Annotated in this window: 21 protein-coding genes and 1 pseudogene; 11 read left to right on the top strand and 11 right to left on the bottom strand. The window is 59.9% G+C overall.

The features are described 5' to 3' along the window. Positions 1 to 1,297: S41 family peptidase (locus VFN25_RS08425; protein WP_325140783.1), on the top strand; the 1,297-nt coding region annotated here is incomplete at its 5' end. A gap of 179 nt (positions 1,298 to 1,476) precedes the next feature. Continuing rightward, positions 1,477 to 1,863 (top strand): SgcJ/EcaC family oxidoreductase, encoded by a 387-nt coding sequence (locus VFN25_RS08420; protein WP_325140781.1) that lies wholly within the window; start codon positions 1,477 to 1,479, stop codon positions 1,861 to 1,863. Positions 1,864 to 1,872: 9 nt separating this feature from the next. Here the strand turns inward: VFN25_RS08420 and VFN25_RS08415 are convergent, their stop codons facing one another. Then, complete coding sequence (locus VFN25_RS08415) at positions 1,873 to 3,198, bottom strand: M24 family metallopeptidase (RefSeq protein ID WP_325140779.1); 1,326 nt, start codon at positions 3,196 to 3,198, stop codon at positions 1,873 to 1,875. Between the two features lie 119 nt (positions 3,199 to 3,317). Further along, positions 3,318 to 5,162, bottom strand: a complete 1,845-nt coding sequence (locus VFN25_RS08410; protein ID WP_325140777.1) for a M1 family metallopeptidase — start codon at positions 5,160 to 5,162, stop codon at positions 3,318 to 3,320. Between the two features lie 275 nt (positions 5,163 to 5,437). Here VFN25_RS08410 and VFN25_RS08405 point away from each other — a divergent pair, with 275 nt between their 5' ends. Then, positions 5,438 to 6,142 carry a LuxR family transcriptional regulator gene (locus VFN25_RS08405; RefSeq protein ID WP_325140775.1) on the top strand — a complete coding sequence of 235 codons (705 nt, stop codon included), beginning with the start codon at positions 5,438 to 5,440 and terminating at the stop codon, positions 6,140 to 6,142. Positions 6,143 to 6,406: 264 nt separating this feature from the next. Here VFN25_RS08405 and ubiE read toward each other — a convergent pair whose 3' ends face one another. Further along, entirely contained in the window at positions 6,407 to 7,156 is a 750-nt protein-coding gene (gene ubiE, locus VFN25_RS08400) for a bifunctional demethylmenaquinone methyltransferase/2-methoxy-6-polyprenyl-1,4-benzoquinol methylase UbiE (protein WP_325140773.1), read from the bottom strand. 306 nt (positions 7,157 to 7,462) lie between these two features. On the opposite strand from ubiE, the gene VFN25_RS08395 reads away from it, so the two are divergent. Continuing rightward, positions 7,463 to 7,822 (top strand): hypothetical protein, encoded by a 360-nt coding sequence (locus VFN25_RS08395; RefSeq protein ID WP_325140771.1) that lies wholly within the window; start codon positions 7,463 to 7,465, stop codon positions 7,820 to 7,822. Between the two features lie 239 nt (positions 7,823 to 8,061). Then, positions 8,062 to 9,078: a glycosyltransferase family 9 protein gene (locus tag VFN25_RS08390; protein WP_325140769.1), complete on the top strand. Its 1,017-nt coding sequence runs from the start codon at positions 8,062 to 8,064 to the stop codon at positions 9,076 to 9,078. A 114-nt stretch (positions 9,079 to 9,192) separates the two neighbouring features. On the opposite strand, the gene VFN25_RS08385 is transcribed toward VFN25_RS08390, so the two are convergent. The 8 genes from VFN25_RS08385 to VFN25_RS08350 form a co-directional block, all read right to left on the bottom strand. Then, a complete protein-coding gene (locus tag VFN25_RS08385) occupies positions 9,193 to 10,440 on the bottom strand; it encodes a histidine kinase dimerization/phospho-acceptor domain-containing protein (RefSeq protein ID WP_325140767.1) in 1,248 nt (415 codons plus the stop codon). Beyond that, entirely contained in the window at positions 10,437 to 11,108 is a 672-nt protein-coding gene (locus VFN25_RS08380) for a response regulator transcription factor (RefSeq protein ID WP_325140765.1), read from the bottom strand. Before VFN25_RS08380 ends, VFN25_RS08385 begins: the two co-directional genes overlap by 4 nt. 127 nt (positions 11,109 to 11,235) lie before the next feature. Continuing rightward, positions 11,236 to 11,862, bottom strand: a complete 627-nt coding sequence (locus tag VFN25_RS08375; RefSeq protein ID WP_325140763.1) for a phosphatase PAP2 family protein — start codon at positions 11,860 to 11,862, stop codon at positions 11,236 to 11,238. A 118-nt stretch (positions 11,863 to 11,980) separates the two neighbouring features. After that, positions 11,981 to 15,280 (bottom strand): ankyrin repeat domain-containing protein, encoded by a 3,300-nt coding sequence (locus VFN25_RS08370; RefSeq protein WP_325140761.1) that lies wholly within the window; start codon positions 15,278 to 15,280, stop codon positions 11,981 to 11,983. 219 nt (positions 15,281 to 15,499) lie between these two features. Continuing rightward, positions 15,500 to 15,751, bottom strand: a complete 252-nt coding sequence (locus tag VFN25_RS08365; protein WP_325140759.1) for a YcgL domain-containing protein — start codon at positions 15,749 to 15,751, stop codon at positions 15,500 to 15,502. 65 nt (positions 15,752 to 15,816) lie between these two features. After that, a complete protein-coding gene (locus VFN25_RS08360; protein ID WP_325140757.1) occupies positions 15,817 to 19,059 on the bottom strand; it encodes a S41 family peptidase in 3,243 nt (1,080 codons plus the stop codon). A 94-nt stretch (positions 19,060 to 19,153) separates the two neighbouring features. Continuing rightward, positions 19,154 to 19,828 carry a ribulose-phosphate 3-epimerase gene (gene rpe / locus VFN25_RS08355; protein ID WP_325140755.1) on the bottom strand — a complete coding sequence of 225 codons (675 nt, stop codon included), beginning with the start codon at positions 19,826 to 19,828 and terminating at the stop codon, positions 19,154 to 19,156. A 191-nt stretch (positions 19,829 to 20,019) separates the two neighbouring features. After that, a complete protein-coding gene (locus tag VFN25_RS08350; protein ID WP_325140753.1) occupies positions 20,020 to 20,622 on the bottom strand; it encodes a hypothetical protein in 603 nt (200 codons plus the stop codon). 170 nt (positions 20,623 to 20,792) lie between these two features. On the opposite strand from VFN25_RS08350, the gene VFN25_RS08345 reads away from it, so the two are divergent. The 6 genes and pseudogenes from VFN25_RS08345 to VFN25_RS08320 all read left to right on the top strand — a co-directional run. After that, positions 20,793 to 21,521 carry an RNA polymerase sigma factor gene (locus VFN25_RS08345; RefSeq protein ID WP_325140751.1) on the top strand — a complete coding sequence of 243 codons (729 nt, stop codon included), beginning with the start codon at positions 20,793 to 20,795 and terminating at the stop codon, positions 21,519 to 21,521. Between the two features lie 25 nt (positions 21,522 to 21,546). Next, complete coding sequence (locus VFN25_RS08340) at positions 21,547 to 21,888, top strand: hypothetical protein (RefSeq protein WP_325140749.1); 342 nt, start codon at positions 21,547 to 21,549, stop codon at positions 21,886 to 21,888. 6 nt (positions 21,889 to 21,894) lie between these two features. After that, on the top strand, positions 21,895 to 22,308 hold the full coding sequence (locus tag VFN25_RS08335; RefSeq protein WP_325140745.1) for a DUF2231 domain-containing protein: 414 nt from the start codon (positions 21,895 to 21,897) through the stop codon (positions 22,306 to 22,308). A gap of 38 nt (positions 22,309 to 22,346) precedes the next feature. Further along, positions 22,347 to 22,895, top strand: coding sequence for a redoxin domain-containing protein (locus VFN25_RS08330; protein WP_325140743.1), 549 nt, complete (start codon positions 22,347 to 22,349; stop codon positions 22,893 to 22,895). Positions 22,896 to 23,370: 475 nt separating this feature from the next. Beyond that, positions 23,371 to 24,180 carry a COX aromatic rich motif-containing protein gene (locus tag VFN25_RS08325; RefSeq protein WP_325140741.1) on the top strand — a complete coding sequence of 270 codons (810 nt, stop codon included), beginning with the start codon at positions 23,371 to 23,373 and terminating at the stop codon, positions 24,178 to 24,180. A 4-nt stretch (positions 24,181 to 24,184) separates the two neighbouring features. Next, positions 24,185 to 24,431 (top strand): annotated as a pseudogene (locus VFN25_RS08320) (cytochrome ubiquinol oxidase subunit I); the annotation flags it as partial.

Below are 24,431 nucleotides of genomic sequence, written 5' to 3'. Positions count from 1 at the left end.
CGATGCCGGCGACAAGGCACCCGAAAAGATGGGCAAGAATCAGTTGCGTGTTTCCGATTGGCGACTGGCCATCGATCCGCAAGCCGAGTGGCGACAGATGTTCAACGATGCCTGGCGCATGCACCGCGAATTTTCCTTTGATCCGGGCATGCGCGGGGTCGACTGGGATGCCGTTTACGCGCGCTACCAACCGCTGCTCGCGCGCGTCGCTGATCGCAACGAGCTGGAGGATCTGACCGGCCAGATGACCGCCGAACTCGGCATTCTGCATTCGCAGGTGCGCGGAGGCGACAAGCGCCGCGATGACGAGGTCGCCAAACCGGCTGCGCTCGGCGCCGATCTGGTTGCTGTCAGCGGCGGTCTCAGGATTGCCCACATTTATCGCAGCGATCCCGAGTTGCCGAATGAACGCGCGCCGCTGGCACGGCCCGGTGTCGATGCCGAAGAAGGCGATGTGTTGTCAGCGATCAATGGTCAGCCGGTACGCAACCTTGCCGATGTCGCCGATGCGCTGGCCAATCAGGCCGGCAAGCAGGTGCTGCTGGCACTGAACCGTGCTGGCCATGCTCTGAAGACGGTGGTGACACCGGTCGACAGCCGCAGCGAGTCCGGCCTGCGCTACACCGATTGGGAACAGGGCCGCCGCGAGCGCGTGCTGGCCAGTGGCAAGGGCCGCATCGGCTACCTGCATCTGCGCGCGATGGGTGCCGGCGACATTGCCGATTTCGCCCGTGAGTTCTACACCAACGTCTATCGTGACGGCCTGATCATCGATGTACGCCGCAACAACGGCGGCAATATCGACAGCTGGATCATCGAAAAGCTGCTGCGCCGAGCCTGGGCGTACTGGACCTATCCGAACTCTCCGCCCGAGTTCAACATGCAACAGACTTTCCGTGGCCACCTCGCCGTATTGATCGACGAACGCACCTACTCTGATGGCGAAACCTTCGCCGCCGGCATCAAGGCCCTGAATCTCGGACCGTTGATCGGCCAACGCACGGCCGGTGCCGGCATCTGGTTGTCCGGACGCAATCCACTGATCGACGGCGGCATTGCCCGGGTCGCCGAGTTTGCGCAATTCAGCGCCGACAACGGTCGCTGGTTGATCGAGGGACGCGGCGTCTCGCCGGACATCGCCGTGGTCAATCCGCCGCGGGCGACGTTCAACGGCGCCGACGCTCAACTTGATGCGGCGCTGAAATATCTCGAAGACAAGCTGGCCGCCGAGCCGATCAAGGCGATCACCCCACAAACGATCCCGGCGCGCGGCGAACCAGGCTGGGACATGCAATAGAGCTTCTTGCGGCGCAGGCCGGCGATTCTGCTTCCTGCGCTTTTGTCTGTTGCGCCGGAGTCGTAGCATGGGCGGACAAGGTCGCGTGGAAATCGTCGATGCGGTCGTTGCGCAGATCCAGTCATCCTCGACACCAGCAATATCCACCCAGGTTCAACTGACAAGTACACCGGATCACCATGAACTCCAACACCGTTGAACAATCCGTTGCAGAACTCGATGCCGCATTCAATCGTCGTGATCTCGAAGCCGTCCTCGAAATTTATGAAGACGATGCCGTGCTGATGGTCGAGCCGGGCCGAAGCATCTGCGGCAAGGATTACCTGCGTGGCTTTTTCGAGCTGTTTCTCAACTCCAATAGCACAGCAAAGCAGGAGGTGATCCGGGTAATCCCGAACGGCGACATCGCCCTGTTTCTGTCACGCTGGACACTGACCACAGCCGTGCCGGACAGTGACGACGAACGTCAGCAATACGTCGCCACATCGGTATTCCGCAAGGGCGTTGATGGTCGCTGGCGACTGGCAATCGACAACAGTTTCGGGCCGATGATTCTCGATTGCTGAGCTGATCGGTCAGTGCGGCCGCGGGATCAGATGGATCGCCTTCTGCCTACCGTCGAGATAGCGAAACGCCTTTCCATCGAAGCTGCCATCCTGCTCAAGCATGATGCGGATTTCCTTTTTCCATTCCGCAATATCCGACGCTGCATTCAGCTCGATTGAATAGACCGTATTGGCGTGCATCGGGAAGTCACCACTGCCCGCCACGCCGCCCTGCTGATCCCACATGCCGATGGTCGGGCCGGCGGCGTGACCGTGACATCCAAGCGGATGCGTATAGATCGTGGCCTTGATGCCTTCCTTTTTCGCTTCGGCGAGTGCGTCGGCGAGAATCTGGTTGCCGGTTTTGCCGAGGGCGAACTGGCTGGTCAGGATGTCCTGCAGCCGATTGGCCTTGAGCATGGCCTTGGCGATTCCGTCCGGCACATCGGTTTCACCGGGGCGCAGGACATAGGCATGCTCTTGCACATCGGTATTCAGGCGCAGATAGGTGATGCCGAAATCCACATGCAGAAGATCTCCCTGACGGATGATTTCGCCGGCGGGATGATCGATGAAGCTCTTCAGATGATCGAAACTTTCACCGTCATTGCGCTGGATCGACACGCTCGGATGAAACCAGGTTTCGAGGCCGAGGTCGCTGACCCGCTGGCGCAGCCACCAGACCACATCATCGCTGGTTGTGATGCCGGGCGTGATGACTTTCGCCGAGAACGCCTCGGCAATGATCCCGTGGGTGATGCGGACGAGTTGCGGATAGATCTGCATTTCGCGAGCCGTGCGGGTTTCCAGCCAGCCCACGGCAAGATCCTCGGCGGAAACAATGCGCGACCGAAAGCGCTTGGGCAGCGCCTGCATCAACTCGTCGTAGTCAGTCTTGACCAATCCGTCGGCGTGGGCGAAATCGGCTGAGGTATCGATGGCGATCTTGTTTGGATCGCGCGAACTGACGATATCCGCCAGCGCATCCCACTGCTTCGGGAAGCGCTGCATGTCCCAGGCCGCAGTGATGCGATCGCCTACGTTGTAGCGTGCGACGGCGAGCTTCTCGAACTTGCCGTCCGCGCCGCGATTGAACACGAGGATCGTGCGTCGACGTGCGTTGAGCCAGGTTGCCGGCAGCATCGTGCGCAGCACCGGATCCTCGTTGTACTCGCGCGAAACGATGATCCACATGTCGATGTCGTTGGCCTGCATCAGTGCAGGCAAGACGGTATCCAGACGCTCGGCGAGGATTTCGTCGACCACCCTCGCCTGTTCGCGGACCGGCAGGATCTCGCTGGCCTGGAGCGACGGAATGGCAGCAAACAGGGCGAAGCAGAACAGCAGGATCTTCATCGATATCCCCGGATCGGAAATTCCGTCAAGCGTGTCATCCGGGACACAGGCTGGCAACCCGACTTTCGACACGGACGGTGGCCCCGGAACATCCGCAACCGCCGTCCTCGTGGGCGTCGTTACAGACCGAGCACCTTGTCGACGCTGGCCTGGGTCATCGGGTGATAGCCGGGCCGGGCCTTGGCATAGACTTCGATGGCGAAGGCTTTGCCGTTTTCGGTTTTGGCCAGCTCTTCATAGATCGGCACAACCAGCTTGCGTCGACCGATGCGCTCGATGAAGGCGGCGATTTGCGGTCGCGCCTGGGTGTAGCCGGCGCGGACCGTCGCCACATACCAGCGAAAGGCAATTTCGGCATTGCCCGTGCCAGTCAGTTTCCAGGCCTTGTCGAGCGCTTTCATCTGCTCGATCGTCGGCTTGTCCGGCAGTGCATTGAGGAAGCGCAACCACTCGTAGGTCACCCAGTTCTTCGCCGGAATATCCTTGGCCGCGAGCGTCCCGGCGAAAAATTCAGCGGCTGCCTTGTCGACCACATCAAAGCGCGCCGAGTGTGGAATCGGTGCGCTTGCCGGGATACCGGGCTGGTGTAGCCAGGCATCGATTTCGGCCGCACTGACCTTGCCCAGATGCTCCTTTTCCAGATGTTCGCTGTAGTAGTTGAGGAAGTCCGGCGTAGTGATGCTCTGGAAAGCGAAGTGATCGAAATAACTGCGCAAAAACGGATCGAACACATCGCGCCCGTATCGCGATTCGAGAAAGCGCAGAAACCAGCGACCCTTGTCATAAGGCACGCCGGACAAGCCCTCATCGGGGTCGATGCCTTCGAGGTTGGTGACCAGCAATTGCTCACCCGGCGTCATATCCTGCATTTCCTTGAGCAACTCCTGATCATCGACGACCAGTTGCATGGTTGCGACATCCTTGCCATAGACCGCTTCGACAATGCGGTTCTCGACATAGGTGGTAAAGCCTTCGTTGAGCCACATGTGCTGGGCGTTGGCGTTGGTGACCAGATTTCCCGACCACGAGTGCGCCAGTTCGTGGGCAACCAGTCCAACCAGACTCTTGTCGCCGGCAATGACTGTCGGCGTGGCAAAGGTGATTCTCGGATTCTCCATGCCGCCAAACGGAAAGCTCGCCGGCAGGACGAGGATGTCGTAGCGCTCCCAGCGATACGGGCCGTAGAGTTTCTCGGCCGCCTCGATCATCGCCTCGGTATCCTCGAATTCCTTTGCCGCCTTGGCGACCATCGAGGGTTCGGCGTAGACAGCCGTTCGCGGACCGGTCGAGCGCACCGCCAATTCGCCAACGCTGAGAGCCAGCAGGTAGGAAGGAATCGGCTGCTTCATGCTGAAGCGGTAGTCGCCGTCGAGCGGGTGATCCAGATCATTGTCGGCACTCATGACCACGCGCAGCGATTTCGGTGCGCGAATATGTGCCGTATAGGTGAAGCGTACCGACGGCGTATCCTGCAACGGAACCCAGCTGCGCGCATGAATTGCCTGCGACTGCGAGAACATGAAAGGGTGTTTTCCGCTGGCGGTCTGCTGCGGCGTCATCCACTGCAGGCCAGAAGCTTGTGGCGAAGTGCGATAGCGGATTCGCACATTCGGCACGAGTTTTTGCATTTCAATGTGCAAGGCCGAACCGAAGATCGGATCCCGCTCATCGAAGCGATGGTCGAGATCCTGCGTGCTGCCATCGGCATCGACGGCCTGAATCGACTCGATAAGCAGATCGCGACTGTCGAGAACAAGTTCTTTAGCCCCCTTGTCGTGCCACTTCAGGGCAAGCTCGGCACTGCCGACCAGCTCTTTTTCGTCGAAATCGACGCTGAGATCGAGGGCGACCGCAGTGACCTCCACCTTGTTTGGCTCGGAATAACTGTGCGGATCGGCTTCGGCCATGGCGCTGCCACATGTGACGCACATCACGGATACAAGACTTATGAAACTGGCATTCATGATTCCTCCGGTGCAAGCTAACGGTCTGTCGGACTCTGCCGATTGAGGCGAGGGTTTGGCTGGACGAGGCCAGTTTTGCGACGGTTTGCAGACCCAACGTGGTGCCTGGGGTCAAAAATCGGCGGAAACATGGGTCGTTCAGGCGGATTCGCAGCCAAGCCGAATCAAATCCGGCAGACTGCGTGACAGTATGCCATTGTCGTTTTCAGGACAGGCATTGCGGCTGGCTGACAGGTAGGTCGGCAGCCGTGGAGTGACAGAAACGGGGGAACACTGTGATCAAGAGCTGGGAAAACCTTCAACACCTGTTGGAGTGCACATCGACAGAGGATCTGCGCACGGCGGTCGACACGCGCATTGAACAGTTGGGTTTTGACAACTGGATCTATGCGGATGACGCGCCGAATTCACGTCGCCATGGGCGGCTTGTGGCCTATCCTGACAACTGGATTGAACACTATCGGCGTCAGGGCTATATCGACATTGATCCGGTTGTCAGCCATTGTCGTCAGCATCTGACTCCGTGTCTGTGGGCGTCCAACCCTGCTGCGCGTCGCGCCGGTTATCTCACTGGTTATTTCAGCGAAGCGGTCGATTTTGGACTGCATGCCGGTATCGGCCTGCCCGCGCACGGTCCGGATCACTCCGGCCGGCTCACGGTCGCCACGGCAGATGCAAGTTCCGCAGGTGCGCATCTGGGGCAAATCGGCGAACTGCAACTGCTGGCATCTTCCGTGCACGAAGTCGTACGCCGACTCGGCGGCAGGGAAAGCAGGGAACGGGTGCATCTGACTTCCCGCGAAATCGAATGCCTGCGCTGCGCTGCCGATGGAAAAACCAGCTGGGAGATCGGCCAGCAGCTCGGTATTTCCGAACGCACGGCGATCTTTCACCTAAACAACAGTGCACGCAAGCTCGGCGTGATGGGTCGTCGTCAGGCCATCGCGCGAGCGATGAGCCTGGAATTGATCACGCTTTGAGACCTTGAAGGATTGGCGGCTAGCACATATCGAAAGGCAAAACAAGCTGTCAGACTGACAGCTATCGCAATCATGTTTTTGCGGGCATTCTGAGGGCAAGTGATCGGCCAAGCCATCACACCCCTCCCCCTAAGTCGGACGAGGGGAGACCGGTTCGCAGGATGCGCACCGCTTCTCGTCCGACTTTTCTTCTTCGTTTCGTGATCCACCCGGCCAGCCGCAGCTGACCGGGTGGTTTTGCCGCGCGCCGTGTCACATGTTGCCCTAGATCTTGTAGCCGCGATGGATCGCGACAATGCCAGCGGAAAGATTGCGCACATCGACACGGGCCAACCCGGCCTCCTCCATCATCGCCTTCAAGGTCGCCTGATCGGGGTGTTTGCGGATCGATTCGGCGAGATAACGATAGCTGGCCTCGTCATCGGCGATCATTCTGCCGATGCGTGGCAATACCGAGAACGAGTGGAAATCGTAGAGCGGTTTGAGCAGGGGTTCGCGCACCGCTGAAAATTCGAGCACAAGCGCACGCCCACCCACTTTGAGCACGCGATGAATTTCGGCCAGGGCATTCTCCTTGCGCGTCACGTTGCGCAGGCCGAAGGCCATGGTCACGCAATCGAAACTCTGGTCCGGGAATGGCAGCGCTTCGGCATCGACCTGGGAATAATCGAGGCCCCGCAGCAGGCCGCGATTGATCAGGCGGTCCCGACCGACCTTCAACATGTCGCCATTGATGTCGGCAATGACAATGCGTCCGTCGCGGCCAACCCGCGGCAACAACAGCGCTGCAATATCTCCGGTACCACCGGCCAAATCGAGCACCCGGTCACCCGAACGCACGCCGCTGGTGGCGACAAAGTCGCGTTTCCACAAGCGATGCACGCCGAACGACATGAGGTCATTCATGATGTCGTAGTTGCGCGCAACCGAGGTGAAGACCTCACCGACCAGACGCGCCTTGTCGCCCTCGGCGACATCGCGATAACCGAAATGGGTGGTATTGGGTGTGCTCATGCACGGCATGGTAACTGAACTGGAAGTGGAGATCTGGAATCGCAGCGCGGGGTGACTATCGTGGATTGCCGGGACCATCATGGCGAGCGCAAACCACCTTTCAAGCCAGCCCTACGCACCATGCGGATGGGCAGAATGAGCCCAACCCATCGGAATCGAGGGCGCGCGTGACCCCCTGGCAAGGACTCCCCAGCCGTCGTATTCAATCGTGGGTCAGAAGAAATCCTGATTCAACCGCAACGTTTGCCTGAGACCGGCTTAACGATCGTGAGCACATGCTGGCGACTCCAAACCTGGGAGTGCGCCATGACAAGCTTCGCTATTGCCGTGATCTGTGCGTTGGGTCTGTATGCAACCAAGCCCAATTCGCACGCCTCGGAAAAGCCTCAGACGGTAACTGCCACGAGCCCGGAGAGGATTTCTGAAACGCTCGCGCGCTCCATCACTTCAAGGCTGTTCCCAGATAGCGCATTCGAGAACGCTGAACTTGAGAAGGAGCATGGCCGTTGGACTTGGGCGGTTTATCTCAGACCGCAAGGCTCGAACAGAGTCCAGCAAATTCGAGTCGAAGCCCTGACCGGAGACATCATCGCCAGCGAAACCAAAACACCTTCAATGACCGGCGACGCAGCACGCCGGGTTGAAGACGCGCAACGGCAACGGTGATGATACGACCCAGGCTTCCGGTTCAATTTCGCAGGCGCAGCAACGCGGCCGAAGCAAGTGTCGAGCGGACGAATTGGCCGGTGACCATTCAAGCGTTGCGCCGCCAGGTGATCGGCTTTCTGGTTCGACATCGCTTCCAGGACCGAATCCCTGATTCGCCATGCCAAGCGCCACTTCCGCGCCAAGGCTTGTACCGGATCCTGATCTGCCGATCAAATCATCGACTTGGAAACCTGCTGTTGTTGACACCGCTTGTTGCAGAGCTGCAGACCCAATTTCCCGGCGCCCAGGTCGACCTGCTCGTGGGTGGCGATCAATCCCGGTACTTGTTCGAACACTTCCCGAATGTCGGCACGGTTTATTCGCTGCCTCGACACGCGTTTCGACATCCGTGGAGGACCATCAAGATTCTCAGCAGCGTGCGTCGCCAACGCTATGATCTGGCTATTGACCCGGACATCAGCTCTCACTCGAGCCGACTTTTGGTCAATCGTTTCAGATCGACCTACCGGATCGGCTTCATCGGCAGAAAACCCTCGGGCCGACTGAGCAGCGGTCTACCGGTTCCGCTGCGTGTCCGTCACATGGCTCAGTTGCCAATCGTTCTCCTGCGCAGTGCGATTGCAACGCGAGAGACCTCGCCAATTTCGGCCCCGATGCCCATGCTCGACCTTCGATTGACTGCCGGGGAACGCGCCTCGGGTCAGCTCATTTTGAATGAGCTTCTTGAATCATCCACAGGTCGCCGCGATCAGCCGGTGATCGGCATATTCACCCATGCAACAGCGAGCAAGCGCTACCCGGATGAGTGGTGGTCGGTGATGCTGGACTGTCTGCGCAAAAAGTATCCACGTGCGCGCTTCGTCGAACTGCTTCCTGCGCACGGCGTTTCGGTTCTTGGCGGATTGCTGCCCGGCTATTTTTCGAGCCAGCCAAGACGCATGGCCGCCGTCATTGCGGCTACCCGAATGTTCATTGCCGCAGACAGCGGCATCATGCATCTCGCCTGCGCCAGTCGTGGGCCGGTGGTTATCGGCCTTTTCAGCTGTACCGATCCGGAAGTCTATGGCCCCTATGGATCCGGCAATCAAGCCATTTCGACGCATTGGCTGGGGCCGAATGATGTTTGCCCCAAGATTGACGTCGACCTCGGCCCGAACCATCAAGCACAGTCGCCTCAGCAGCGCGACAATGCCTGGCCGACTCTTCGCACGCGAAGCCCGAAAAAAAGCGCGCGGCCACCCTTGAATCCGTGACAGATATCGAGGCCAAACGTTGGACAACCGAGTCGCACTTCATTCGATAGCGTCGCTTTCGAACTTCCATGCCCCGCGGTCACTTGCATACATAGCCAGCACATTGCTGGCCGTTCACTGATCCAGCGCGGGTGGGTCGGGCAAGCGGATCGAGATACGCCCGGTGGCGAATTGGCCCTCGTCGATGATCCAGCCCATTTGCGTGGCCAGACGGCCAATCAGGGTAACACCCAGTCCACGGTCACCCGTTTCCAGTGCTTGTGGGAAGTCATCCGCAGCAGAGGATTTCCGCGTGGACTCCAGGGTCAATCCGTTGCGATCCACGATGATCCGGATCGTCGCAGCTTCCCGGCTGCGATTGAGTCGGCGGAGGATGCCGCGAACCACCAGACCGGCCTCACGCGGACGCAGCACAAGCTGCCCCGCGTCTGGCATCAAGCGCAGATCCAGCCGGCCCGTGGCTCTCATTTTCGGCAACACCTGATCCAGCCAGCTGGCCACCTCGACCGATTCGAACGCGCTCATCGCGCCACGAGCCAGACCCAGCAAAACTTCAAGCAGGTCGGCCAGCGTCTGCACGCCACGATCGAGGCGATCAAGACGGGCGCGCGACTGAGTGTCGGGTTGCTCCTGGTCGATCAGCAATTCCGCCGTACCCCGGACGACGGCAAGCGGCGTGCGCAGCTCGTGACTGGCATCCGCGAAGAAGTCCTGCTCACGTGCCTCGGCATCCATGAGCCGCTGCTGGTAGCTGTCGATGGCCACGGCCAGCCGACCCAACTCGTCGTTGGCCGCGTTCACGGCCAGTTGCGTTTGCTGCGCATGCGCTGGCAGCGCGTCAACGGCCTCGGCAAGTCGACGCACCGGTGCGATCGTGCGGCCAGCGAACAACCAGCCAAGCCATGAAGCGATCAGCGTACCGAATATGACGATGGCAGCAAGGATCCGCTCAAGGTAGATCTCGAGTGGCTCGACGTCGGTGAGGTTCATGGCCAGATACAGGCGACCACCGCCCGAATCGAAAACCCCGATGCGCACTTCCTGGCCCTCGTCCAGATCGACCTCATGCATGCCGGGAGGCAGCGAGGCATAGATTTCCGGCACGTCCCCGCTCCCATCCGGCTTGCGCAGGAAACCCTGCATGGCGTGGACTCGCGGAAGGTTCAATGATTGACCAGATTTTCGCGCCTGTCGTTCGCCGATATCGACCGCCAAGCTCTCGAGCATCCGATCTACCAGCACTACTTCGTAGTATTCGGTAATGAAGATGGTGGCAGCAGCAAACAGACCGCTGAGGACCGCACCAAGCAGACCAAAGGCCAGGGTCACTCGCCAGCGCAGCGAGGCAACTCGTGGAATCACGCCGGATCGACCAATCGATAGCCGATACCATGCACGGTTTGCAGCATCGGCTTGTCGAAGGGACGGTCGATCAACGCACGCAATGTGCAGACATGCGAGTGCAAGGCTGCACTGGTGCCACCTTGCTCGCCCCAGACCGCATTCAGCAAGGTCTCGTGGCGAATCACGTTCGGCGATTCGCGTATCAGCAGACTCAGTATCCGGCCCTGCGAGACGGTCAGCGGAAACGACTGTCCGGCACGTTCGGCAAGCATCGATTTCGACGAATAACTCAACTCGCCAAGTCCGAGGACGGAGTCTTCCAGCGGTGAACCGTTGCGGTGCAGGACGCGAATGCGTGCTTCCAGTTCGCGCATGGCGAATGGCTTGACCATGTAGTCATCCGCACCGTGTTCGAATCCGCTGAGGCAATCTTCGAGCGTATCGCGTGCGGTCAACATCAACACTGGCACCCCGCTGCCGGCGTCTCTCAGACGTCGGCACAACTCCAGTCCGTCGAGGCGCGGCAAACCAAGATCAAGAATGATGATGTCGAAGATCTCGTCGACGGCGCGGGCGAGCCCTTGCCTGCCGTCGACAGCATGATCAACGACATGACCACGACGTTCCAGGAAGTCCCAGATATTCGCCGCGATGTCGAGTTCGTCTTCGACAATCAGAACCTTCATGCGGCCACGGCTCCAACCGCCCTCGGCGTGACACGAACGTGGAGCCGAAATTGGGTTTTGATGAGCTGACATGGAAATTCGCCACGCCTGGATTCGAGATCAAGATCGAACTATGCGGACTGCCGCGTCAAAATTTCGTCTTGTAACCAACCATCGCTCCGCCACCCGGCAGATAGCCCGCAAAGAACGGCGACTTCCGATCGTGGGCATAGATCCCCAGGCCGACACCGATTCCAGCGCCGACCAGAACATCGCTTTGCCAGTGCCCTCGTGTCTTTACGCGTGCGATTGCGTCGTAGGCAGGCAGGGCGGCGAGCAACCAGACAGCGGGATGATCGTGGCGGTATTCGGCAATGAAGGGCGTGACGATCGCAGTGAACTGGCCAACCTCGCCACTCGGAAAGCTCTGATTGCCCCGCCCCGAGAAGAACCTGTTGGGATCGTCGGTCTGTTTCGGGCGTTGACGGGAGAACACAAACTTTCCCGCCGTGGTCGCCGCCGCGGTGAAGATCATCGCATCCAGCGATTGATCAAAAGTGCGTCCAAAGCGCGTTTCGCTATCGACGAAGAGTGCACCTCCCAGCATGGTCAGTCCGGCGCCGTAAGCGAGATCCTTTTGATACGAACGCTTCCAGATGCCCGAATTGTCGTAAGCGACCCGGTGATCAATGCCGAATGACCCTCCTGCGTGTGCCAGATTCGAGATCCCGACGATGGCGATCGTCAGGGAAAGAAGAGCGCGCTGTACTGACATGGCGAACGTCTGCAGCCTGGGTAGGCGCGGAGCTTGCCGCATGCCACATTGCGAACTTCTGCCTGAAGTCTCAGCCGCTTGTTAAGACGATGCTGATCAAGACACTTTCCAGGTTCAGTCAATCCGTGACGCGCCTGCGCAGGGTCAGGCGTGCGCTCGGCGCGCTGCTGCGGACGACGCCGAGTTCTCCGGCGACATCCGCGTAGCCGAGCAAGGCGGCGACGTCACCGGCGGTTCGACCGAGTGCGTCGTGCTGATCAACCGGAGCGTCGTGCGACTTCAACAGTTTCGCCACACCGAGCAGTCCGTGCATGGCGCAAGCATGCAAAGGACTGACGCCACGCTGATCCTGACTTTCAACGGATGCTCCCTTGCCGATGAGCATGGCCGCGAGATGGGCGAGATGCTGGGCATCGCAAGCGCTACCGGGTTCGGCGCGAACACCGAGCAGCAGCAGCAGGGCATCCTGTCCACTCTGATTGCGCATGTCGATGCGCGCGCCATGTCGCAGCAGCAGATCGAGCAATTCCGCCGCAACGGCAGTATCGCGACTGTCAAAAGCAAACAATGCGGCGGCCTGCAGAGCCGTGTTGCCGCGATCGTCGGCGGCGTTCGGATCGGCACCGCGATCAAGCAACGGTTCGGCCAGTCGCGGCAAACCCAGCGCTGCCGCAATCATCAACGGTGTGCCGCCGCCTGGCAGGCGCTGATCGGCATAAATACCCTGCTGCAGCAAGGTTCGCACCACGGCTTCGCGTCGCGCCGCGACGGCTGCAGAAAGACAGGTTGCGCCCGACCATGAGGCCTGCTTCGGATCGGCACCGACATCCAGCAGGCGGACAACGAGGCCGGCGTAGCCGGAACCGGCCGCACGAATCAGCGCGCTTGCGCCCTGATGATCGACACTGCCGATCGGAATGCCGAGCGCGAGCAGTTTGTCGACGGCGTCGATATCTCCACTGGCCGCCGCCGCCGGAAGATCCTCGCCTCGCAAGGCACGGCCCGGCAAATGCCAGCGCGGCCAATTCAGCCAGTAGACCAGATCACGCTGGGCTCGGGACAAGGCCAGACCAAGTGGCGTTTCGCCACTTTCCGAAGCCAGCTCGGGGATCGCACCATGGCGTATCAATACCCTTGATACCGCTACTGCATGCGCCGCAGATGCTTTCAATGCAAAGTGCAGAGGCATCAAGCCGCGTGCGTCACGCGCGTTGGGATTGGCGCCACGCGAAAGCAGATCTTCGACGAGGCCGGATTCACCGATCGCGCTGGCCAGATGCAGCGCGGTCACTTCGCCCGGTCCACGCCCCAACCAGTCGCCACCGCGCTCTACAAGCGTCGATGCCAGATCGACAACAGCGCGCTTGCTGCCAGCCGTTGCTGCCATTGCCAAACTACGCGCAACGATACCTGCCCCACCCACCGGCATTCCGCGATGGACGAGTTGCAGGAGGGCGTCGGCACTTTCCGGCAATTGCGCGAGCAAAGTATCGCTGAGCAACTTTCCATCATCGAGACAGACGCCGGCCGGCAAACCGAGATTGCAGACCCAGTTGCGTGCCCGCTCGTACTGAGGTTCGATCAGACCGAGATAGATTTGAGCCAACTCGCTGCCGGAATAGCCTGGCAGCGCATCACGCATCTCCCGGGCGACCTCCCAATGACCAAAGCGCAAGGCATCCAGCAAGTGGGCGAGATCTCCCTCCCCAGCCGCCGGCGACTCCGCATCAACATTGCTTGGCAGAGCGTAGTCAGGATCCAGCAAGGCAACGATCGGCCAGCGTCCACTGGCGATGGCCAGGTCGATTGGGCGTCGTCCATCCTTGGCGCTCAGGGTGGGATCGATGCCAAGTGCGAGCAGGGCGCGCACGACCTCCTCGTTGGCGGTGCGTGAGCCACAAGCGATCATCAGCGCGCTGCGACCCAGTGCATCGACCCGATTGACGCTCACCTTGCGCCGGCCCAACGCATGAATGATGGCGAGGGCGCCAGCACGCGCGGCTTCCATCAGTGCCGTGGTGCCGTTGCGATCGACCAGGTCCGCTTCGGCTCCGGCACTGAGCAGGGTCTCGGCAATGGTTTCATGGCCGTGCAATGCGGCCATCATCAAGGCGGTCCGATCAAGGCGACCGCGTGCATCAACCGCCGCCCGGCGCTTGAGCAGGAGCTTGACCCCCGTTGCATCATCCTCGGTGACACCGGCGGCAAGCAGAAGCGCGGGCTGAGCCTGTTCGACCGTAGTTGCCGCCCCGCGATCAAGCAGAAAGCCCGCCAGAACCCAGTTGCCATTGGCGCAGGCCATGCCAAGTGCGGTCATGCCGTCGCGGTTGACCGCATCAAGCGGAACGCCGGCATCGACCAGCAGCGCGGCGACGATTGGCTCGCCGCACAGGGCCGCGTGATGCAAGGCGGTGTTTCCGGCCGAATCGGTAATCGTCGGCCTGGCTCCGTTGGCGAGCAAGGTCATGATCGCATCGGGGCGTCCCTGGAAGCTGTCACGGGTTGCGGCGATCAAGGGCGGAAAGCCGGCATGGGCCCGATTGACGTCGACCCCCTTCTCGATCAGGGTTCGCAACAGGCGCAGATCCGGCAGGATCACCGCATGCACGAGAACGCTGCGTTGATCCCGTTCGCATTCTGGTGGGACAAGATCCGGATTGGCGCCGACATCAAGTGCCGCCAGCGCCAGATCGATCTGGCCGGATCGGGCCGCTGCGAGCAGGGTCGCATCCGGACTTGTCATCTCATCGCTGTCCTCGACCGACGGTGCATCGACTGCAACGATCTCGGGGGTCAGCAATTCCTCGCGCTTGCGTTGCGAGCGCCGCGAGCGCACATCGGTGAAAATCGCACTGACGCAGCGGGTCACCATCATCAGGCAGGCAACCGGCACCACCAGCAATGCGTACAGTGCAATTGCCGAATGGCGTATTTCCTGGCTCAGCATATTGCCGAAGGCGGCCAGCGCCAGAGCACCGACGCAAACAAGAAGCACGAACAAGGCGGATGGCAAACCGTGACTGAAGAACAGCTCGTGCTCGCCGGTCAGGTGACGTGCAAATGCCAGCGATCGACGCAATGCCGTGGCCAGCCAGGAGCCTTCGGCGACTTCCGGATAGGCGTCATCCCAGATATACGGCAGCACGAATACCGGCCAGATTCGCCACAACGAAAGCAGGCCCAGCAGCAATGCCGCCGACATCGCCAAAGCAGCTGTCAGCGACGGCTCTTGCAGCAGCCACCATGTCGGAACTGCCAGCAATACCGCAAGGAAAACAGTGAAAAGACTCAGAACGAGCAGTCCCGCCAAGCCACGTCGCGCGATGCTGCGTGCAAACCGTCCGTCCATCGCGAAGCCAATGCTTGAGCATACGGCGGTCAGCATTAGGGCAGCAGCAATCAGCAGGATGACCAGCACGAGCGGGTCCGTGAGCGGTATCGCAATCGCGAAAACCAGCAAAGCGGGCAGGAATCGGACCAGCCTTCTCAGCAGGGATCCTTGAGCAGCGGCGGTTTTGTTCAGTTCTGGCAACATGCTCAGCCGGGCCGCGCCAATCGCGGTACTGCACCAAGTATATCGACGTGAGGACCTGCTTGGCTTGGCTTGGTTGACATGCTTGCGTCGGCGGATGACGACTCAGTCGGATGCTTCGACCTGGGCGGGCGGCGGAAACTGCAGGTGATAGCCCTGCCCGATGAGATTGGTCATGACTTCTTCGACATTCTCCCGGGCCAGCTTGCGAGTCGGCGACAGCTCGATCTCGATGACAAAAGTCAGGTTGCCCAGTTGTTCAGCCATTGCTGGCGGCAGGACCTCGAATCCATCGGCAGCGCGCAGATACACATAGGTTTCACCCTTGCGCAGACTTTTGTACACAAAACACTGCATCGACGCGGTCTCCTTGGACAAACGGCCTGCGAGGATAACGCAGACCGCGGCTTTGCTCCTCCGGGCTACTGACTTTGTCCACCAAAATCAGTCGGTGCCGGTGGAGCGACGATCTTCTTCGGTGGCTGCGCAGCCAGTTCGGCAAGCAATTCCTCGACCGCCCTTTCGACGCTTGGATCGCGACCGGCGGCGAGCAGTTCGGGGCGATCAATGACTTCGATGTCCGGGCTGACGCCTACATTCTCGACCGCCCATTGGCCATCGGTATCGAGGAAGCGGAAAGTCGCGGCGAGAACGATGCCGCCATCGGCCAACGAAGGATTGCCCGAAATGCCGATCAGACCACCCCAGGTTCGCGTGCCGATCAGCTTGCCGAGGCCGAGCTTGCGGAAGTAATAGGGCAGCGCGTCACCGCCGGAGCTGGCCAGGCCATTGATCAGCATTGCCTTCGGTCCATTGTGCGAGAGCATCGGCGTGGCCTGTGGATCGAGTCCGCGACGCTTCCAGTAGTTCAGTGGCTTGCGCGCGAGCAGCTCGATCATGCGATCGGGAATGAAGCCACCGCCGTTGTAGCGATCATCGATGATCAGCGCATCCTTGTCGGCATAGGCGAGCATGCCGCGAAACAGTTCGCGATTGCCATCGACAGCGGTATTCGGTACATGGATATAGCCGATGCGCCCGTTCGACAGTCGATCAACCATCGCCCGACGCGCCGCGACCCAATCGGCGTAGCGCAGATTGAGCTCGGAGGTCAGGGTTTCGACACGCAGGTTGCGACTGCCCTTGGCTTGCGCCCTGGCATTGATGCTCAGATCAACTTTCTGACCACCTTTGCCCTGCAACAATTGATAGAAATTCTTTACCGACCGCGCATCGACGCCATCGACGGCGGTGATGAAGTCACCGACATTCACGTTGGCACCGGGCTCTGTCAATGGCGAACGTTGGCGTTCATCCCAATCCTTGCCGGCAAAGATTTTCGCGATACGAAAGTATCCCGATTGGTCGGCGACAATTTCCGCACCGAGCAGGCCACCTGGGGTGCGTTCGACCTTCACCTGGTCACCCTGCTGTACGTAGACGTGTCCGGCTTGCACTTCTCCGGCCAGCTCCTGCAACAGGTAGTCGAGATCCTGGCGGGTGGCGACATAGGCGACCAAGGGCTCGTAGCGTGCCCGAACGGCGTTCCAGCGCTCGATGCCACCGTGCATGCCAGGGTCGTAGAACCAGTCGCGCAGGATGCGCCAGGCATCGACAAACTCCTGCTGCCACTCGCTCGGCGGATCAACCAGCATCTTGAGTTGGGAAAAGTTCAAGGCATGCTTGGCCGGATCCTGGTCAGCCTTGGTCTTGAGACGTGCAAATTTGTCGTCGAAGCGAACCACGACGGACTCGCCATCAGCGGCAAGCCGGTAGTCACTGAGGCCGCCGGCAATGCGCACGCTCTTGTCGGCATCAATGGCAAGTTTGTGCAGCTCGAATTGTCCGTGGCCGCGCGTTCCCGACGTTGCCGAATAGAAGACCGCCTCGGAGCTGGCCTGCAGGTTCTGATAGTTGCCATTATCCACCTTTAGCGCCTGCTCGCGACCGATCATTCCCTCCAGGTCGACGTGCATGATCGCGGAATCGGCAGCGGGCCCGGCTTCGTCGGCATTCGCAGCGGAATCCTGATCGCGATACAGGAACGGGCCTTCGGCAGCGAGGCTGACGGCATAGATGCGAGTCGCATTGGCGTACAGGTAGTTCTGCTCGTAGGCGCTGAACTGCAACTCGAAATCACGATTGGAAAGAAAATACAGCCAGCGTCCATCCGGATCGAACGCCGGGCTGAATGCGCTTGACGTGGCTTCCGTCACCGCGGTTCGCGAACCGTTGTTCAGCGAGTACATCCAGATCTGTGTGAGTCCGGCATCATTTTCCAGCGTATACGCCAGCCAGCGTCCATCCGGCGACCAGCGGTACTCGGTGATGTCGTCATGGCGGCTGCTGTCGACATCGCGCGTGTTGCCATTGGCGGCATCGACGATTCGCAGACGCTGGTGTTTGTCGGCATAGGCGAGATGCCGCCCATCCGGTGACCAGATCGGCGCAAATCGCCAGGTGTCGCCATCCCGGGTCAACCGCTTCGGCACTCCACCGGCGAGTTTCTGCAGATAGATTTCGTATTCACCGCTGGCATCGGACAGGAAGGCGGCCGTGCTGCCATCCGGCGACAAGGTCACGCCGAGCTCACGCGTGTCGGGCGTGTGCGAGAGATTGCGGATATCCGGATCCTTGCCGGTCAGGCGGAACAGCTCGCCGCGGGCGGCGAACATGATCGTGCTGGCGTCTTCGTTGAGATCAAACGATTCAACCTGGCCGGCGACGTTCTTCCAGGTCGGCAAGGTTTGCGCAAAATCGCCGGTGACGCGAATCGGCACTTCGCTGGCCTTGGCGGTGGCCGGATCGAAGCGCCAGATCGCACCACCGTTTTCGAACACGATGGCGTCCTTGCCGGCACTCGGCCAGAGCACATCGAAACCGTTGAAGCGGGTGAGCTGTGTCGCCTCGCCACCGCTCGCGGGCATCGCAAACAGGTTCATCGTGACATTGCGATCGGAGCTGAAATAGATCGTGTCACCGATCCACATCGGCTGATTGTCGGTGGCTGGATTGTCGGTCAGGCGTCGCGAGGTATTGTTGATCAGATCGTAGGTCCAGACATCCTGGGCACGGCCGCCGCGGTAACGCTTCCAGCTGCGGAACTCGCGGTCGATCGGCGTATAGACATAGCTCTTGCCATCGGGCGAAAGCATGCCGCCGCCGGTTTCCGGCACCGCCAGCGGCGTTTCCATGCCGCCATCGACCGGCACCAGATACGGACGCCCATCACGATCTCCGGTCGGCAGTCGATTGGCGCGGACGAGGATGTTCTTGCCATCCGGCGTCCAGTCAAGCACGCGATAGTCGGTACCGCCGCGAATCGGCTGAGGGCCGATATCGTTGTACCAGGTGAGCTGGCGTGGCGTGCCGCCACTGGCTGGAATCACATAGACCTGACGCGTGCCGTCGTACTCGGCCGAGAAGCCGATCGACTGGCAATCCGGTGAGAATTTCGGATACAACTCCTGACCCGGATGCGATGTCAGGCGCAGTGCCGTGCCGCCGCTGGCTGCCACCGTGTAGATATCGCCGGCCTGGACAAACACGATCGCGTTGCCACAAATATCCGGAAAGCGCAGCAGTCGCGAGTTTCCGGAAGGCAACGCATGGGCCAGCGAAACCGCACTCAGAAGAAATGCGGCGGTGACAACTAGTAAACGCATCAGAAACCCCGAAACAACACAGAATCGCCCATTCTAACGTCTGCGTTGCCCAAGCCTAAGGGTCGGAAGGCATGGTTCATGCCGCACCCCGGTTTCAGCCAGCGCCAATCGCCTGCTTCATCGCAGTGATCACCTCGGCATAGTCTGTCTTGCCGAAGATCGCCGAACCGGCAACAAAAGTGTCGGCTCCGGCACGCGCAATCTCGGCGATGTTGTCGATCTTCACGCCACCATCGATTTCGAGACGGATGTCGCGTCCGCTGCGATCAATCAATTCGCGTACCCGACGCAGCTTCTCCAGTGCCGAGGGCAGAAAGCTCTGTCCGCCGAAGCCCGGATTGACCGACATGATCAGAACCAGGTCAAGCTGATCGAGGACGTGATCCAGATAATTCAGCGGCGTCGCCGGATTGAATACCAGGCCGGCCTTGCAGCCAGTCGCATGAATCAACTGAATCGTGCGATCGATATGTTCGGAAGCCTCGGGATGGAAGCTGATCAGGCTGGCACCTGCCTTGGCGAAATCCGGAACGATGCGGTCGACCGGCTTGACCATCAGATGCACATCAATCGGCGCGCTGACGCCGTGCTTGCGCAATGCCTCGCAGACCAGCGGCCCAATGGTCAGGTTCGGCACGTAGTGGTTGTCCATGACATCGAAGTGGATCCACTCGGCACCGGCAGCGATGACCGCGTCGACTTCCTCGCCGAGGCGCGCGAAGTTTGCCGAAAGGATGGAGGGGGCGATGACGGCTGAGGATTTGGACATGGGAATGGTCGGTTGGCGGTTGGCGGTTGGCGGTTGGCGGTTGGCGGTTGGCGGTTGGCGGTTGGCGGTTGGCGGAAGGAGAATGGCGGCTATCACCATGTTGTCAACTCGCTTGCCCATCTATCGCGATATTGTCAAATTTTCCTGAAGTGCTTTTGCCGCTCACTGCTCACCGTCAACCCGCTCACCGCTTATTCCCGGATACGGGCGTGAAACTGTCCATCGGTAATCGTCGAATCCGGCATGCCGGCCGGCGTCTCCATGGAAAACGTTCCGTCGATGTATCCACCGCTGACCGAGGTGATTTCGATATCGGCATTGGCCAGTCGGATATTACTGGTATTGCCGAGCGCATCCATCAAGGTTTTCTGCGCATCGACTTCCTCGCCTTCCTTCTTCGGCATGTTGATGCTGACGCGCACAAACATTGACGACATGCCAACCTTGTAACGACCCGGCCCCTTGTAGTCACCGATATTCAGATTGAGCTGATCGCGCTGCATCTTGTCGTCGATTCGATCCATCCTGCTCGCCGAAATGCGCAATCGATCGTTCTTGATTCGCGCCGAGGCACGGGTACCTTCCCAGATCGTTCCTTTCGTCGAGAATCGGGCGCTTCCACGATCCGCCTTTTCCTCGGAACTGGCGGGCTTGACCTGGGCGCTGGCCTGCGCAGGCTTGGCATCGGCGGCACTCGATGCCGATTCTCCACAGCCAGTCATGCCAAGCAGGGCAACGGCGAAGATCAGCAATGCGGTAGTCGGGATCATCTGTTCCGATTTTCTCAAGATCATGATTGTTCTGTTCCACCTTGGCAGACAACGAACCCCTACGGTTGCATGATTCGCAAACGGATTCCAGCCGCAACAGCGCTGGCGGACGAATCGGCTCGTGTCGTGGTCGAGTCCAGGCGGGAACCTTTTTCGCACTGCTGCATCCACCCGAATGTAAAGGGGAAAAGATCATGCAGGAAATCAGCAGCAAACCCGACTATTCGACGCTGACCGACGCCGAGCTTGTCGATCAGGTACTGAGCGGCTTTCGCGACGCATTCCGGCAGCTCATGCAGCGCGGCAACCAGCGCTTGTTCCGCATGGCCCGTGGCGTGCTCGACAGCAACGAAGAAGCCGAGGATGTGGTGCAGGAGTCCTGGCTTCGTGTCTACAGCAAACTCGATACGTTTCGAGGCGAATCCAGCGTACTGACCTGGATGACCCGCATTGTCCTCAACGAGGCCTATCGTCGCCTGCGTGAGCGCCGGCCGACGACCGACGTCGAGCAGTTGGACATCGCACCGACAGGGAGTGCAAGAGTGATTCCGTTCCCAGGCAAGTTCGGCATCGAAAATCCGGCCGCAACGGCGAGCCGGGCACAAATACGTCATCTGCTCGAGCAAGCCGTCGCAGATCTGCCGGAACCGTTCCGACTCGTCTTCATCCTGCGCGAGATCGAGGAATGCACCACCGAGGAAACGGCGCAATCGCTTGGAATTCGAGCAGAGACGGTCAAGACCCGTCTGCATCGTGCGCGAAGATTGTTGCGCAGCGCGCTGCAGGACACCGTACGCACAACTTTGAGTGATGCGTTCCCGTTCCTCGGCCTGCGTTGCGCGCGCATGACCGACAACGTGATGAATGCGCTGGCGACGAAGACATTTGCAGCAAGGATCGAAGACGACGTTCCGCCCCATTGACCCTCACTGATCGGGAGATACCACGATGCTCACTTATGCAATCATTCTGTTCGCAATCGCAGCTGTTGGTGGGGTGATCCTCGCTTCCAGCGTGCTGCGCGGCAAACTGGCACCCTGGGCCCTTTCATTGGCCCATGCACTGCTCGGCGCGGCTGGTCTGGTGACCCTGATTCTCATGCTTTTGCAAGGCTCGGCAGGCAGTCGCCTGAGCGCGGCTCTGGGTTTGCTGGTCGTAGCTGCGCTAGGCGGATTCTTTCTTGCCTCTTTTCATCTGCGCAAGAAGATTCCATCCAGGGGTCTGGTCATCGGACACGCCGGAATCGCGGTCGCCGGTTTCCTCACCTTGCTCAGTCTGCTGCTCAATTGATCTGACATGCGCCATCCTCTACATCCCGCTCTGGTGCATTTCCCGATCGCCTGCTGGTCGCTGGCCAGTGCTGCGGATCTGGCCAGCCTGTTCCTCGGCCAACCCGCCTGGTGGCTGGCTGGCGTGCTCATGACGATTGGTCTGACCCTGGCCATTCCCGCCATGATCGCGGGCTTCACCGAGTTGATGCGCCTGCCTGAGGACAACCCCGCGATCAGGGATGTCAATCGGCACATGATCATGGTCATGGCCGCTTTCTCGCTGTATCTGGCCAGTTTGCTCATGCGCGTCGAAGGCATGACTCTGCATGCGCCGGGCCTGCTCGCGATGGCGCTGAGTCTGGCCGGCTTCGTCTGCCTCGGCATTGCCGGCTGGCTCGGTGGAAAGTTGGTCTACGGGCACCGCCTGGGTGCCGACTAAGGCAACGCTGATCAAGTGGCCCTAATTCGAGGTGTGAAATGCGATTGACTGCTCCATCCAGGGCGCCAAGCCTGGAAATGACCGATATCTACGACCAGCCGGTGATCATCGGCAGTGGCCAGCGACGCACCTTGTTGTGCTTCTTTCGTGATGCCGCCTGCCCGTTCTGCAACTTCCGCATCTATGAACTGACCAACCAGCATGAAGGTCTGGCCAAACTCGGCCTCGATATCGTCGCCGTTTTCAGCTCCAGCCGCGACGAAGTAAAGCGCTTCGTGGCACGCCAGCGACGCCCGTTCATGGTCATCGCCGATCCAGACTCAAGGGCTCACGAACTCTACGGCATTGAACGCTCGTTCTGGCGCAAGCTCAGGGCCATGCTGACGCGTATCCCGACCCTGCTCAAAGGCATGCGCATCGTTGGCATGGCCGGACTGAATACGAACAACTTGATGCCGGCGGACTTTCTTATCGACGAGCAGGGCAGAATCGTCGAGGCGTACTACGGCAGCGATGCCGGCGACCATATTCCATTCGAGCGCGTTGAACTCTTCGTCGCTCGCGGCCTGCTGAAGCGGCAAACGTGAGTGGTCGAATATTGCTGCTTTCGTTCACGCATGCATTGCAGGAAATACAACCGCCTACCCTCCCATCGTCACGGCATGATTTCCGATTTGCATGGCGATGCTTCGTTGCAGAGTTGATCAAATAGATGGCTGATTTCGGATTCTGGACATGACACGCCGATGCTTGTTGCAGCAACCGATCGCCGCTGCCCTTTGACAAGAAACAACGCCTGAACAGGGATTCGGCGTCGAGCAATGCACAACTTGTGCGGGTGTAGACTTTGATCGATTGCCGCAGCTTGGCCGATGTTTCTGACCAGACTTGCGCGCGGACGCACACGTACCGAACGGCCGACTCCCTTTGAACCGTACTGCCCAAATCCAAGGCATTCCGGTTTCGCGTCAACAGGCGCGGACAGGGCGATGGATGCGCGGGCTTTCGGCATCCATCCTGCTGATTGTGGTGGTCTCGGGTTGCAGTCATTTGAACCATGGAATGCTTGCTCCAGGCGGGCCGACTGCGGCCGCCGAGCTTTCGCTGTTCTGGCTGGTGATCGCTCTCACGCTGATTGTTGTCGTGCCGGTTTTGCTTCTGACTCCATGGTTGGCGTGGCGCTATCGGCATGGCGCAAAATCCTCCGATTATCGACCTGACTGGGAATACTCCAGGCCGATGGAGTATTTGATCTGGGGTGTCCCGATCGCCGTGACTGCCATCCTCGCGGGCGTGCTTTGGCCGCAGGCGTTCCAGCTCGATCCTTACCAGCCGCTGCCATCCGCGTCCGCGCCGCTCGAAGTAGAGGTGGTGAGCCTCGACTGGAAGTGGCTGTTCATCTATCCCGAGCAACATCTCGCTGCGGTCAATCAGTTGGCCATTCCGGTTGGACGTCCGGTCCATCTGACCCTGACCAGCGACAGTGTTATGCAATCCTTGATGATTCCGCAGCTGGCCGGACAGATCTACACAATGGCGGGCATGAAAACCCAGCTGTATCTGCAGGCCGATCAGGTCGGCACGTATCGGGGAGAAAATACCCAATTCAACGGCAAGGGATTTCCGCAGCAGAAGTTCAAGACACTGGCCTTGTCGGCCAGAGATTTCGCCGGGTGGATCGACAAGGTTCGACAATCCGGCCAGGCGCTTGATTGTTCCACCTACGCCGATCTGCAGAAACGCTCGGTGCTTGACGAGCCCAGATTCTATGGCACTGCGAGCCAGCATCTGTTTGATTGGATAGCCAGCAAATATCACAGCCATCCGACTCTTTCATGTTCCAGCATCCAGACCGGGTCACATCATGGATGATTCGATGCACTTCCTTCTTGGTAATCTAGACTATGCGGCACTGCCACTCTACAGTCCGGTTGCGGCGATCGGGGCAGCCGTGGAAATGGTCGGCACGCTCGGAATCATCCTGGCCATCACCTGGTTTGGAAAGTGGAAATATTTGTGGAATGAGTGGCTGACCAGCCTCGATCACAAGCGCATCGGCATCATGTATGTGGCGCTGGCCCTGATCATGCTGTCACGTGGCGTGATCGAAGGCGTGATGATGC

Source organism: Dokdonella sp. (genome assembly GCF_035703485.1).
In the GTDB taxonomy this organism is placed as follows: domain Bacteria; phylum Pseudomonadota; class Gammaproteobacteria; order Xanthomonadales; family Rhodanobacteraceae; genus Dokdonella.
Note: the sequence above shows the minus strand (reverse complement) of the source record. Positions and strands in the feature narration are given on the sequence as shown.

Excerpts from the sequence above, each read along its gene's own strand:
- VFN25_RS08345 (WP_325140751.1), top strand. The coding sequence starts at position 20,793 with ATGCAGGAAATCAGCAGCAAACCCGACTATTCGACGCTGACCGACGCC.
- rpe (WP_325140755.1), bottom strand. The coding sequence starts at position 19,828 with ATGTCCAAATCCTCAGCCGTCATCGCCCCCTCCATCCTTTCGGCAAAC.
- VFN25_RS08335 (WP_325140745.1), top strand. The coding sequence starts at position 21,895 with ATGCGCCATCCTCTACATCCCGCTCTGGTGCATTTCCCGATCGCCTGC.
- VFN25_RS08415 (WP_325140779.1), bottom strand. The coding sequence starts at position 3,198 with ATGAAGATCCTGCTGTTCTGCTTCGCCCTGTTTGCTGCCATTCCGTCG.
- VFN25_RS08350 (WP_325140753.1), bottom strand. The coding sequence starts at position 20,622 with ATGATCTTGAGAAAATCGGAACAGATGATCCCGACTACCGCATTGCTG.
- VFN25_RS08330 (WP_325140743.1), top strand. The coding sequence starts at position 22,347 with ATGCGATTGACTGCTCCATCCAGGGCGCCAAGCCTGGAAATGACCGAT.
- VFN25_RS08375 (WP_325140763.1), bottom strand. The coding sequence starts at position 11,862 with ATGTCAGTACAGCGCGCTCTTCTTTCCCTGACGATCGCCATCGTCGGG.
- ubiE (WP_325140773.1), bottom strand. The coding sequence starts at position 7,156 with ATGAGCACACCCAATACCACCCATTTCGGTTATCGCGATGTCGCCGAG.
- VFN25_RS08325 (WP_325140741.1), top strand. The coding sequence starts at position 23,371 with ATGCTTGCTCCAGGCGGGCCGACTGCGGCCGCCGAGCTTTCGCTGTTC.
- VFN25_RS08365 (WP_325140759.1), bottom strand. The coding sequence starts at position 15,751 with ATGCAGTGTTTTGTGTACAAAAGTCTGCGCAAGGGTGAAACCTATGTG.
- VFN25_RS08420 (WP_325140781.1), top strand. The coding sequence starts at position 1,477 with ATGAACTCCAACACCGTTGAACAATCCGTTGCAGAACTCGATGCCGCA.
- VFN25_RS08360 (WP_325140757.1), bottom strand. The coding sequence starts at position 19,059 with ATGCGTTTACTAGTTGTCACCGCCGCATTTCTTCTGAGTGCGGTTTCG.
- VFN25_RS08410 (WP_325140777.1), bottom strand. The coding sequence starts at position 5,162 with ATGAATGCCAGTTTCATAAGTCTTGTATCCGTGATGTGCGTCACATGT.
- VFN25_RS08340 (WP_325140749.1), top strand. The coding sequence starts at position 21,547 with ATGCTCACTTATGCAATCATTCTGTTCGCAATCGCAGCTGTTGGTGGG.
- VFN25_RS08380 (WP_325140765.1), bottom strand. The coding sequence starts at position 11,108 with ATGAAGGTTCTGATTGTCGAAGACGAACTCGACATCGCGGCGAATATC.
- VFN25_RS08395 (WP_325140771.1), top strand. The coding sequence starts at position 7,463 with ATGACAAGCTTCGCTATTGCCGTGATCTGTGCGTTGGGTCTGTATGCA.